We start from the raw sequence: 12,798 nt of genomic DNA, 5'->3' as shown, positions 1-12,798 counted from the left end.
TAATTGTTCAGTCTTTTTTTTATGCTAATATAGCCATCATATTTATTCTTAAGATTAAAGTGAGCAGTCCATGCCAATAGATTCTAGTACAGCAGATAATAACAATATCAAACAAATTATTTGTATTAAATGGGGTACAAAGTACGGGGCTGATTACGCCAATAAACTGTATGGCATGGTATCTCGCAATATCACGCCACCGTTTCGCTTCGTCTGTTTTACCGATGATACCACCGATGTACGTCCAGAAATCGAATGTCAAGCATTGCCACCATTAGATGTCACCATGCCAACCAACACACTTGGCAAGTGGCCAAAGTCTCGTTTGTGGGGTGAGAAGTTAGGTGATTTGACAGGGACAGTATTATTTGTAGATTTGGATGTGATTATAGTAGATAGCCTCGATCCTTTCTTTGAATACGGCGAGCCAGACGATGTTATTTTATCTTATAACCCGAGTAACCCATTAGAGCGCCTAGGGCAAACGTCTTGCTTTAGATTCAAGATCGGGTCGCTCGTCTCATTGCAAGAGAAATTCAAAGCTGATCCACAAGGTATCGCTGATGAGTATCGTTTTGAGCAGCGCTTCGTCACTCGTAATGCGCCAGGTGGTGTGAAATTATTTCCAAAGGCATGGGTTGCGCACTTTAGACGCAAATGCCGTCAACCGTTCCCACTTAACTACATCAAAGAGCCAAAGATTCCTAAAGGCGCTCGCATCGTTATTTTCCCTGGTGATTTATATCCTACACATGCGATTGAAGGTAGATATAATAAAAATGCTGCTAACAATGCCAAAGATCACTTAAAAAGATTAACTGAGCCCAAAAATCTAAAAAGACCGCTACGTCACTTGCGTCATTTTATCTTGCCAGTAGGGTGGATCGAAAAGTACTGGAAAGAATAGGCTTAATTATATATTTGAGTATTATCGCATTGCATTAGCAAAGATAAATATTAGTCAGTGAACGGATAAAATTATGAATACAGAAGATACTATTAAAGTCTTTGTTGGTTGTGACCCAAATAACTGTGATCTAGAGCAGATGATGGTATTACATTATAGTATTCATAAACATACCAGTGTACCCGTTGAGATAGTATGGATGCAGCTGTCACGCGATCCTAATAGCTATTGGTATTCTAATCCTGAGACTGGAGAGGGTTGGAATACCACTAAATGGTCAACGCCTTTTTCAGGCTTTCGCTGGGCAATTCCAGAGTACTGTCAATACTCTGGTCGTGCCATCTACATGGACGCTGATGTCATTATTTTAGATGATTTGGCAAAGCTGTGGCACCATCCTATTGAAGGACAGTCTGTTGTAGCTGCTAAGACTAATGCGGATATGACTCGATTGTGTACATGCGTATGGGATTGCAAGGCGGCGAAAAACATTGTCCTACCAAGTAAAAAACTCAAGAAAGATCCCAAAAGCCATAAAGAAATGATGGCTGTATTCAAAGATAATAATCAGCTCATTGAGCCTTATCAGGATAGTTACAACTGTATAGATGGCGAAAACTTAGCGTTAGAAGATATTAGGATTTTGCATTATTCAGATATGGGTACACAGTTCAGTCATAAATATTCATTACCTAGAGTCAGTGAAGAAGGTATTGAGCATTGGTTTGACGGTGAAATAATGTCGCACCCAAGGCAGGATTTATCTGAGGTTTTTGATGAATATTATAACGAAGCACTTGCTGCTGGATACGATTTAGACAGTTATAGGGTGGAACCTTTCGGTCATTTTCCTAAAAAATCTCAAGAAGGTTATACTGGTAATAAGGTGACTCGTCCACACGCTTCTAAATCATTTTTTTCGAAGCTATTTAAACGCTAGTTTTTTAATGAAGCAATGATAAGCCTTTTTAAGAAGGTGAAAACTTACTCCATAGGTTATCGTGTATGAAGCAGCATAAAAAAACAGTGTTACTCGTTATTAATTGTCTACAAGGCGGCGGTGCGGAACGTGTCGTATTAACATTGGGGCAAGGGTTTTATGAATTGGGCTATGAAGTACATATTCTAAGATTTAAGCCGTTAGTACAGTATGACTTAAGTCCGAATCTTAACTACCATGTACTTAAGTTTAAGCCGTATAAACTTATACCAGGGGCACAAAGACGTGACCAGATTTTTGCACGTGCTGTTGATAAATACGTGTCGAAAAATATCGGTCAGCCTGACATCATACTGTCCAACCTAGATCGTGCCGATAGTATTCTAAGTAATAGTAAACTGCCTAATATCACTTATATTATTCATAACACAGTATCACTACTCTATAAGTTTAATAAAAATCACAACGCTGAGCAGTTAAAGCAAAGAATGATAGATATATATGCCAAGCACCCTTGTGTGTGCGTTAGTGAAGGCGCTCAAAAAGACTTTATCAAAAGCTTTGGTCATATTACGCCAACCACCGCCATTCACAATCCAATTGATAAAAACAGTATTCAACAACAAGCCGATGCTTTTGTCCCTGACTACCAGAACTATATTATTCATGTCGGGAGCTTTAAAGATGCCAAGCGTCATGATGTATTGGTAAATGCTTATGCAAAAACAGATCAATCTATGCCTTTACTACTTTTAGGTCAAGGGAAGCATAAAAGTGAAACAGAGCGACTGGTAACAGAGTTAAGCCTAGAAGACAAGGTAATATTTTTAGGATTTCGTGATAATCCCTTTCCTTACATCAAAAATGCGCAGTTTAAGATATTGACGTCTGACTGGGAAGGGTTTGCTCTGGTCATTGCCGAAGCTCTCGTGCTAGGTACTCCTGTTATCAGTACCAACTGTCCGTCAGGCCCAAGTGAATTACTACCAGAACATAATTTGATGCCGATGGGTGATATTGATGCCATTGCCGAAAAAATGCAGCAAGCGATGAGTAATCCGCAAACGTTTCATGCGCCATTCGATGAAGCGCTGCTACCAGCCAAAATAGCAGAAAAATACGTAGAATTTACCCAAAATCTATAGCTGGTAAAATAGTTGGGCAGATACATCTCTAAGTCTAAATATTTATTTTTAAGAATACTTAATAAATGATTGATAATAATACAGAAAAAAAAGAACATTCGAATAGTAAAGAAAAAGTGCTATTGGTTATTAACTGCTTGCAAGGTGGCGGTGCAGAACGTTCGGTCTTGACGCTGGGACAAGGTTTTCATGAGTTAGGTTATGACGTCCATATTTTACGCTTTAAATCTAGAGTAGCTTATGAGCTCAGTAATGATATTTCTTATCATCAACTGGACCTAAATGATTATAACTCTATACCTACGAAACGTCTTAGGTACTGGTATTTTGCAAAAGTATTAGACAGATACGTGCGCAAAGAGATTGGTACTCCAATATTGACGCTAGCGAATTTAGATAAAGCCGATATGGTCTTGCGCCATAGTAGTCTGCCCAATATCGCACACGTAATTAGAAATACTATTTCTAAAAAAATTGAATTGTTTAGAAGCCAAGGCAAAAAAGCAAATGATAAAAGATTAAGCAATATATATTCTCGGCATCCTTGTATATGTATTAGTAAAGGAGTCGAAAAAGACTTTCAAGCTACATTGGGTGTGACGAATACAACGACAATATACAACCCGATTGACCAAAGACAGATTGTGCAATCGGCGTTAGAGTTCGAGCCAGAGTTTGACAGTTACATTATTCACGTTGGTAGTTTTAAGACTCAAAAAGCTCATGAAGTGTTGATTAGAAGTTATGCAAAGACTCGGAAAACATTGCCACTTCTATTATTGGGTGAAGGTGTATTGCTAGAGTCAATGAAAGAGCTGGTTACTTCTTTAGGTTTGGAGAACCGTGTACATTTTTTAGGTTTTCAAAAAAATCCATATCCTTATATCCAAAAAGCACAGTTTATGGTTTTGTCATCAGTATTTGAGGGATTTGGACGGGTTATTGCTGAATCACTGGCTTTAGGGACACCTGTTATCAGTACAGACTGCCCATCGGGTCCAAGTGAGTTGCTACCACCACACAACCTCGTCCCTGTGGGAGATGTGGATACATTAGCTAAAAAGATGGATGAAGCAATGGAGAATGCTGATACATATCAGTCCTCGTTTGACATGGAGTTATTACCAATTAATATTGCTCAACAATATATAGATTTTATGGCAAAAAATGGTTAGGCCTCACTTAGTTACAGCATTGATGAAAAGTGCAGGTCGTAGTCGTGTAGTAATATATGAGATAGACTAATCCAACCACCATTTAGACCAATCATCTCTGTGCAACTGCCGTAGAGTAGCAAAAGCACTGTCATTATTCTGCAGTTTTTCAAACACTGCCAGTAACATGGTCGTGGCCAATTTATCAACTTTCTGAAATTTATTATAGCGTTTTCGCATATTTCTCAAGCTATCATCGGTGCCGATACGAAAATAAGTAAGACCATCGTATAGGGGCAGGTCACCAGCATAAAGCATATCTGTTTTTTCAGTTAGCAATGGCATAGATTTAGCATTAGTGGATAACTGCAGAAAGTTTTTGGTCTCATAAGTACGTAAAGTATTCATTAAAGTGACCACATTCATCAAGATAGCTGCTCTATGAGTATTGTCTGAATGATCAATAAACGTATCGCAAGCAGAGACAATCCAGCGCAACGACAGATGTGTCAATAAATAGTCGCTCTCTGCCTCCCATAACTTTTCAAATTCAGCGAATGTTTTATCTATTTTGTACTTACGGCGCATTAGTATAATAAGCGTGTTGTGATAAAAGCAGAGCTCAGACTCACCAAGTGATTTGTATTTCAAGTTATTCAAATGGTTTTCTAAATCTGTGCTTTTACGCTCATCAGTTAACGCTTCAATATCACACATTGATTCAGTAATGGTTGTTGCTTTCATCTCATCAAAGCTTCTATCATTATAGGTTTTGATAATCTTACCTGCATTCAATCTTTTTTCGCTTCGAAAGATCAATAGCAATTTTCTCTGCCAACTTGAAGGTGTAGCCATATTATCAAAATCCTCTAAAAATATATAAAGATATTAGCGCCGTAATCTCTATAATATAAGTCTTAGAGATCATTGTTGTTTGTTTAGACTGAATAATACTGTTTATACCAGTCAACAAATTGTTTGATACCTTCTTCGATACTGGTTTCAGGCTTAAAGCCAATGTCCTCTACCAACTCATCTATATCGGCGTAAGTAATCGGTACGTCGCCTGCTTGCATAGGCAATAAGTTTTCTTGCGCTTTTTTACCACAAGCGTTTTCAATAGCAGTAATAAAACGGCGCAAAGTGACTGGCTGATTATTACCAATGTTGTAAATCTTATAGGGGGCAGCTGCAGTCGTAATAGTAGAATGCTGGGGCGAAGGGGCCTTATTAATTATACGAATAATGCCGTTGACGATATCATCAATATACGTAAAGTCACGCTGCATAACACCATTATTGAATACATTAATTGGCTCGCCAGCCAGAATTTTCTTAGTAAAAGAAAAGTACGCCATATCAGGTCGACCATAAGGACCGTAAACGGTGAAAAACCTTAATCCTGTCGTAGGTATATTATATAAATGACTATAGCTATGTGCCATAAGCTCGTTGGATTTTTTGGTAGCGGCATATAGGCTGATAGGAAAATCAACACAATCAGCAGTGGTAAATGGCTGCTTTATATTCATACCATAAACAGAGCTAGAGCTTGCGTAGATTAAGTGCTTAATATCGTGGTGACGACAGCCTTCTAGAATATTAACAAAGCCAACCACATTTGAGTCGATATACGCGTTAGGGTTTTCGATAGAATAGCGCACACCTGCTTGGGCACCTAAATTAACAACTGTATCAAATTGATAGGTTGCAAAAAGCTCAGATATGGCTTCACGATCAGCCAGATCTAACTTAATAAATGTAAAAATTTCTGGATCTGATATCTCACCTAATATTCTCAAACGCGCTTCTTTTAGATCTGTATCATAATAGTCGTTGATATTGTCGATACCAACGATACAGTAATCCCTAGCAGATAGATCTGTTTCTAGTATCGCCTTGATTAAATGAAAACCAATAAAACCTGCCGCACCAGTGACCAGTATTTTCATTAGTCGCTCCCAAACAGATCGCGAGTGAATACTTTGTCTGCGACATCTTTTATATCGTCAGATAGGCGGTTTGCGACAATGACATCACTCACTGATTTAAAGGTTTCTAAATCTTGAATCACACGCGAATTAAAGAAATTGTCTTCTTTTAGCACAGGTTCGTAGACAACAACCTCGATACCTTTTGCCTTGATACGTTTCATGATGCCTTGTATGGCAGATGCTCTAAAGTTATCTGACCCACTTTTCATCACTAGGCGATGTATTCCCACGATTTTTGGCTGTCTTTCGATGATTTTATCTGCAATAAAGTCTTTGCGAGTCCTATTAGAATCGACAATGGCTTTTATTAGGTTGCTTGGTACTTCATCGTAATTTGCTAATAACTGCTTAGTATCTTTGGGCAGACAGTAGCCGCCATAGCCAAAAGAAGGGTTATTATAATGATTGCCAATACGAGGGTCTAAGCCAATCCCTTCGATGATTTGTTTGGTCTCAAGTCCAAAGGTTTGCGCATAAGTATCAAGCTCATTAAAATAAGCCACGCGCATCGCTAGATAAGTATTAGAAAATAATTTGATCGCTTCAGCTTCAGTAGACTCTACAAATAACAGCGGTGCATCTTTTTTGACTGCACCCTCAAGTAAAAGATTGGCAAATATTCGAGCCTGCTCAGACTGTGCGCCTACAATGATACGTGAAGGATAAAGGTTGTCATGTAGTGCCTTACCTTCTCGCAAAAACTCAGGCGAAAAAATAATGCGATCAGTCGCATAACGTTCTCTGATACTTGTTGTATAGCCCACTGGTACTGTGGACTTAATAATAATGGTCGCTTGTTGATTGACAAAAAGTACTTGCTCAATCACTGATTCTACCGTTGATGTATTAAAATAATTGGTCTTGGTATCATAATCAGTCGGCGTGGCAACGATGATGAAATCTGCATCTTTATAAGCTTCTTTGGCATCCAGCGTTGCAGAAAAATTGAGCTCTTTATGCAATAAAAAATCTTCGATATCTGTATCTTCGATAGGAGACTGCTTGGCATTTAACAAGGCTATTTTTTCAGCGATGACATCGACAGCAACGACTTCATTATGCTGTGCTAACAGCATTGCATTCGATAAGCCTACGTAGCCTGTACCTACTACTGCTATTTTCATAATATATCCAAGTAATTTTTAAGCTTTTATTGGTTTAAATCAAGAGTGAGTAATCATCATTATAGTTCAAGCTTAGTCTGAATTCATTTAGGCTCATTATTTGTGTTTTCTAACACGGAATTAGGCAGATAATCTAAGAACTTGTGCCTCATAGCTTGACTGATTTTTTTATACAAATCTGGTTTCAAAAGATCCAAACTTTGAATACAACCATATTTGATAGTTTTATCTTCTAAAGCAATGATAAAGTCCTCTACGCTATTCTCATTTTTTAGATAGTTGATAGAGGTATTATGCTTTAAGTGTGCTTCGCTTTTTTGAATTTTCAGATGATTCATCAGTGTTATAGGGTTAACTTGGGCGACATCTCTGAATTTGTATTTTATCTGCTCGGTCAATAATTGCGGATGATTCAACAAATGGGACTTTAAGATGTTTTTATCGACAATATGAGGGTAATGATGAATTTCAAAAAACTGATTCATGCCCAGTATTTTAGCACTTAACATTTGCGCGATAGTATGCCTTGGCTGTATCGATGTGCCAAACAATTTAAAGCGTGATTTTCGAAAATTAAGCTTGGCATTCAAAGCAGCACTTTTACGCCACTCACCATGAATGATTAGCTTCTCACTGTCTAAAAAGTCATCTATCGTCACTGGTTGATTAAAAAAGAAATCATCGTTCATATAGATAAAATAGTCAGACAATCCTTGGATATTCCAAATCATCGTCTCAATTGATCGAGTGTTGAAGGTCGGTAAAAATTCTTCATAACCTAAAAATATGTCCTTATGATCAACAATGCGTATTTTATCTGCTGAGCAAATACCTTGCTTGGCAAACTCATCGATGAACGCTGGCTTTTGTTGATCTGTGACGACATATATATGACGACAAAAAGGCACATATTTGATGATAGAAGCAATATTATAATATATCTCATCGTCACTGGCGAAACGCGTGTCAGTTATTGCGTCAGATGCCACTTCTTTAGTTGGCTTATACTGTTCTCGCTTTTGTTTGAGTATAGGATCTGCGCCATCTACCCAAGCAATGACGATGTCTAATGTACTTTCATTAGGCTGCTTCATAACTGATCCTGCTCTCATCGGATATGCATCTATTTTAGTAGCTATATTAGACCAGCTATGATATTTGCTGATGCGATTATTAACAAGGTTTAATCGATTCAGATAGTTAGACTTATTATCATTTTTTATAGAGATACCGTTAAATCCTGCTCGTACTTTACTGAGTAAATGCCGAGCACCAGCGGTAGGTGAGACTAGCATATAAAGTTAGAACGCTGCAATAATTATGACCATAGATGCATTCATTTGGCTAACCTATCATGCCTATACCGTTAAAAAACCAAGCTGAGACACCAATGCCACCTATTATTCTATTTATTTTAAAAGCGCTTGAAGGTCGCGGTGCTGAGCGTATGGTTGCGACGTTGGCAAGCACTTATGCAGATATGGGCTATCGTACTCATATTCTATGTTTGGAAGCGACGCAAGATATGCTACTAGACGCTCGTGTGCAATATCACATCGTGCCATATGATGAGGTGTTTTCTGAGCAGAATCTCGACCCAGAATCTACGCAAGCACAAGCCTACGAATCAGTCGCTAAGCGTATTGACACTTACGTGCTTAGCCAAATAGGGAAGCCAGATTTGATACTGGCTAATATCTATAAAATAAACTGGATGATGGCATATAGCCAGTTGCCAAACATCGTAAATGTACTGCATACGGCGCTATCTAAGCAGTTCCAAAACCAGTTATTAGAGTCGCCAGTACAGACTATAAATCATTTGAAACTGGTCTATGGCGCTCATCCTTGTAGCTGTGTGAGTAAGGGTGCACACCAAGATTTGATTGCTCTTATAGGAAATATCACCAAAACCACAACAATCTATAATCCTTGTGATGCTACTGGTATAAAGACCAAAGCAGCAGCATCTAGCCATCTTGAACATTTCGGATTAGTAGATAAAGAGTACATTATACATGTCGCCTCATTTGATGACATGAAAGGTCATCGAGACTTGCTACAGGCGTATGCCAAAACAGAACGAAAGCTGCCATTAGTGCTAGTAGGTAAAGGTAGGCTTGAAGCAGAGATTGAACAGTTGGCTGTCCAACTAAATATTAGCGATTGTATTAAGTTTTTAGGCTTCCAGACCAACCCTTATCCATTAATTAGATCAGCTGCACTGATGGTACTCACCTCTAAGTTTGAAGGCTTTGGCTATGTCATCGTAGAGGCGCAAGCACTGGGCGTACCAGTAATCAGTACGGATTGTCCTTTTGGTCCACGAGAGCTATTACCCGAGCAGAACTTGATTGCGGTAGGTGATATTGATGGCTTGGCCACTCTCATCGATCAAGCCATAGACAACCTTACAGATTATATCGTGCCGCTAAACCAGCAGTTACTGCCTGAACATATTGCAAGACAGTACTTAGCGTTTGGTTATGTTTTAGATTCAGATAAAAATGAGGGTTTATAACTTGTAGTGGTTCTTAATTAAACGCAATTAAGTAAAGGTTATTAACTGCGAGTCATTAACTAGAAAGTGTCGAATAGCGATTTAGAGATAGGAGAGTGATTGATGACAGGAACACCATGCGATTGATAGATTCTGCCGAGCAAGTTAAACGAAGGCACAATGCGCTCGTTCATGACTTTGCTGAGCATACTTGGTGCACTATTGTTTTTATTTTCATAAAACCGTGGTTGCTTACTGTTAAGCAGGTCAATACCATATAGATGAATACACGCTGCTTGACGCGAAAACGCCAATTGCGCTGCGACATAAGCAACGGTTCCTGCTTCCACAAATCCATGAGTAATGTTAAGAGAGACGCCGATGTCAGCCGCTTTATGATTACTATCAATAATAAAGTTTGGATTATTGATAAAGTAGGATAGCGGCATTTTTTTATTGAGTAATTTTTTCTTAAAGATCAGCTTATTAAAAGATAGCTTGTTTGACTTCACTCCCCATGGCCTATCTACTGGGTACAACACTCGCATGGCATGATGGTACGTTCGCATAATATCAGGGTGCGTGGTGGCCATCGCTTCAAAGACAGCTAACGTTGCATATAGAGGTTGCCCTGTATAGTACTGCTGTAAAATCTCAGGCTGATGATTGATAAAGCGCGCATCACTGATGACGTAACCAGCAATATCGGTAAACTGATGCTGCCCAACCAGGCTGATACTGCCATTAACAAAAATAGTAGGCGTATCTAGGAGCTCTGCTAACGGCAGCTGCTGTATAGATGGTCCTGAGGCGATAATATTGACGTCTTTTCCATGCAGGCTTTGTTCAGGTTCATTGGCATTAAAAGCATTGATAATGATGAGCTCATTATCAATGTTGAACCCAGCGGTAGCAGGTAATCTCAAATATAGCGCCATACTATTTTCCAGTCGTTTATTTCACCTATCTTATATCTTAATACACTGCCTTTACGCTAATTATAAATTGCCTACATATGGTTAATTACTAAGCATTTATTGCCAATGGTCTTTCAACCATGGGCTTGGCTTCACATGCCGATACCATTTACCGCCACTACCAGCAATTGCATCGGGCGGGTTAATCTCACCGTGGAAGATAACGATTTTTGCATCATCCGGCAGAGTAGGTGTGCGCACAAAGTTAAAAGGAATCGGCGCAATACATTGGTACTTAAAGCTGACACACCATGTTTTGTCCCAATACTCTAGGTGATGATGCTCACGCAAATAGTTAGAGAGGTAAGCCTGCTCGTGACGTACTTGGGTGCGAATGGTTTCAAAGTTCCGCTCAAAATTGGACAGCAAATCAGGATAGGTATTCATGCCAATATTAAAGCGGTAGACGGAGCTGTTGCCAATCATGCGCCAAGGTTTTTTCCAGTCGCGGATGATGACGACACTGTCCTCATGCTCAGCTTGATAAGTAAAAAACGCATCGATATTATCGACAATGACGATATCAATATCTAAAAATAGGGCCACACCTTTTAAATCATACAGCTCAGGCTTAAAGGTAGTCAGTTTTTTCCAACCACGTTCAGGACCTGCTGGTAAATCCATGTCAGGTATCGGATAGCAGGCAATCGTAGGGTCAATACCTGTGCTGTCATCGGTCAAGCAAACCATTTTAAAATCCAAGGTTAGATGTCGACTAACCATGTTGTAGAGACGATTGACATATTCAGGACCATATTTGTCGCCCCATTTCATACAGATGATATAACGCTGTTCAGCAGCATTTGTGATGGTTTGATGAGGGTCTATAGATGAGGTCTTAGTTACGTCAGATGTCATAATGCACTCGTATTGAGATAATAGTCAGATAAATGAAGGACTAATAAAAGTAAAAGAATATAGAGTTCAGCCAATATTAGCATAGCTGTGACTGATGGTACGTCTAAATAGTGCAACGCTAGGTTGGTTATGACTAATGATTGTCGAGCTTAGTGTTATCATTTTTAACAGTACTATCGTTTTCAACATTGTCGCTTTCAACATTGTCATTTTTAACGCTATCGTTGATATTACTATCAGAGCGACTAGAAACGTTAGAATGGTGAGATTGAATAAAGGCTGCTAAAGTCTCTTTATCTTTTCGGTAAGGATTGCCTAAGTCTGGTATACGCTTAAAACGTCGATAGCCCCACATATAATGACTGTAGTTGTCTGTAATCATACGCTCCATGGCCTGATTGAGAGCATGAGTTGCCACTTCAGCATTACGGTCATACAAGGCTGGATCGTTGAGTTTGTAGCAGTAAATATCAAAACCGCGTCCATCGGTACGGCGAATACAAGATAAGCCAACCAGCGCACATTTGGTCTTGCTCGCCAATTTTGAGGCAAGGGTACTGGTCAATGTTTTGATACCAAAGAACGGAACAACAACACCGCCTGATGGCTCTGGAACGTGGTCGGGCAATACAATACTAAAACCACCTTGCTTGAGTGTTTTAAACACGGCTTTAACGCCGCTCCCATCAGTAGGTACCAAAGTGGCATTAAGTCGCGCTCGACCCTGAAGGATAAACTCGTTAGCGAATTTGCCGTCAACTGGCTTATACATAATGGTTGGCGCACCAAACTGGTTGAGCCAAGCATTCATCATCTCCCAAGTGCCGAGATGCGGGACGATAGCAAGCATGCCATTTGGATTGTCAAGACCTTCTAAAAAAATGTCTTTATTATGGACATCACAAATCTGAGCGATACTCCACTCAGGAGGCATCGCCCAGCTTTTTATAGATTCAATACTGGTCAAACATTGATGATAGATGATGTCTTTGGTCAACGCACGTTTTTGCTGCTCAGACAGTGTGTGAGTAATCAGCGCCAGATTGATCTGAATGGTACGCATGATACTTAGACTGGGTATCTTAATGATAACCCACGCAACAAAACGTGCCAGCATCTGCAGTACAGACAATGGCACGACTTTGAAAATATGATACGGATTCATGACCACTCACATGGTAATGAATCACATAACAAGC

12 protein-coding genes are annotated in these 12,798 nt (G+C 39.3%); 5 read left to right on the top strand and 7 right to left on the bottom strand.

Going from position 1 to position 12,798, the window contains the following annotated elements; all coding sequences use genetic code 11:
* The first annotated feature begins 70 nt into the window (after positions 1 to 70).
* From I3254_RS11995 to I3254_RS11980, 4 genes are all read left to right on the top strand, one after another.
* On the top strand, positions 71 to 907 hold the full coding sequence (locus I3254_RS11995) for a glycosyl transferase (protein ID WP_238053020.1): 837 nt from the start codon (positions 71 to 73) through the stop codon (positions 905 to 907).
* 73 nt (positions 908 to 980) lie between these two features.
* Complete coding sequence (locus tag I3254_RS11990) at positions 981 to 1,847, top strand: glycosyltransferase (RefSeq protein ID WP_238053019.1); 867 nt, start codon at positions 981 to 983, stop codon at positions 1,845 to 1,847.
* A gap of 65 nt (positions 1,848 to 1,912) precedes the next feature.
* Positions 1,913 to 2,992, top strand: coding sequence for a glycosyltransferase (locus I3254_RS11985; protein ID WP_238053018.1), 1,080 nt, complete (start codon positions 1,913 to 1,915; stop codon positions 2,990 to 2,992).
* A 65-nt stretch (positions 2,993 to 3,057) separates the two neighbouring features.
* Positions 3,058 to 4,167, top strand: a complete 1,110-nt coding sequence (locus I3254_RS11980) for a glycosyltransferase (protein WP_238053017.1) — start codon at positions 3,058 to 3,060, stop codon at positions 4,165 to 4,167.
* 66 nt (positions 4,168 to 4,233) lie between these two features.
* Here the strand turns inward: I3254_RS11980 and I3254_RS11975 are convergent, their stop codons facing one another.
* From I3254_RS11975 to I3254_RS11960, 4 genes are all read right to left on the bottom strand, one after another.
* Positions 4,234 to 5,001 carry a hypothetical protein gene (locus I3254_RS11975; protein ID WP_238053016.1) on the bottom strand — a complete coding sequence of 256 codons (768 nt, stop codon included), beginning with the start codon at positions 4,999 to 5,001 and terminating at the stop codon, positions 4,234 to 4,236.
* 83 nt (positions 5,002 to 5,084) lie between these two features.
* A complete protein-coding gene (locus tag I3254_RS11970) occupies positions 5,085 to 6,098 on the bottom strand; it encodes an NAD-dependent epimerase (RefSeq protein WP_160021885.1) in 1,014 nt (337 codons plus the stop codon).
* Entirely contained in the window at positions 6,098 to 7,264 is a 1,167-nt protein-coding gene (locus I3254_RS11965) for a nucleotide sugar dehydrogenase (protein ID WP_238053015.1), read from the bottom strand. Before I3254_RS11965 ends, I3254_RS11970 begins: the two co-directional genes overlap by 1 nt.
* An 83-nt stretch (positions 7,265 to 7,347) precedes the next feature.
* A complete protein-coding gene (locus tag I3254_RS11960; protein ID WP_238053014.1) occupies positions 7,348 to 8,358 on the bottom strand; it encodes a Stealth CR1 domain-containing protein in 1,011 nt (336 codons plus the stop codon).
* Positions 8,359 to 8,618: 260 nt separating this feature from the next.
* On the opposite strand from I3254_RS11960, the gene I3254_RS11955 reads away from it, so the two are divergent.
* Complete coding sequence (locus I3254_RS11955; protein WP_238053013.1) at positions 8,619 to 9,785, top strand: glycosyltransferase; 1,167 nt, start codon at positions 8,619 to 8,621, stop codon at positions 9,783 to 9,785.
* A gap of 59 nt (positions 9,786 to 9,844) precedes the next feature.
* Here the strand turns inward: I3254_RS11955 and I3254_RS11950 are convergent, their stop codons facing one another.
* From I3254_RS11950 to I3254_RS11940, 3 genes are all read right to left on the bottom strand, one after another.
* Positions 9,845 to 10,690 carry a hypothetical protein gene (locus I3254_RS11950; RefSeq protein ID WP_238053012.1) on the bottom strand — a complete coding sequence of 282 codons (846 nt, stop codon included), beginning with the start codon at positions 10,688 to 10,690 and terminating at the stop codon, positions 9,845 to 9,847.
* 108 nt (positions 10,691 to 10,798) lie between these two features.
* Positions 10,799 to 11,599, bottom strand: coding sequence for a glycosyltransferase (locus I3254_RS11945; protein ID WP_102092860.1), 801 nt, complete (start codon positions 11,597 to 11,599; stop codon positions 10,799 to 10,801).
* A 133-nt stretch (positions 11,600 to 11,732) separates the two neighbouring features.
* Positions 11,733 to 12,764, bottom strand: coding sequence for a lysophospholipid acyltransferase family protein (locus tag I3254_RS11940; RefSeq protein WP_102092861.1), 1,032 nt, complete (start codon positions 12,762 to 12,764; stop codon positions 11,733 to 11,735).
* Positions 12,765 to 12,798 lie beyond the last annotated feature (34 nt).

It is taken from the genome of Psychrobacter sp. Ps2, from assembly GCF_022129405.1.
In the GTDB taxonomy this organism is placed as follows: Bacteria; Pseudomonadota; Gammaproteobacteria; order Pseudomonadales; family Moraxellaceae; genus Psychrobacter.
This window is presented reverse-complemented; position numbering and strand designations above follow the sequence as displayed.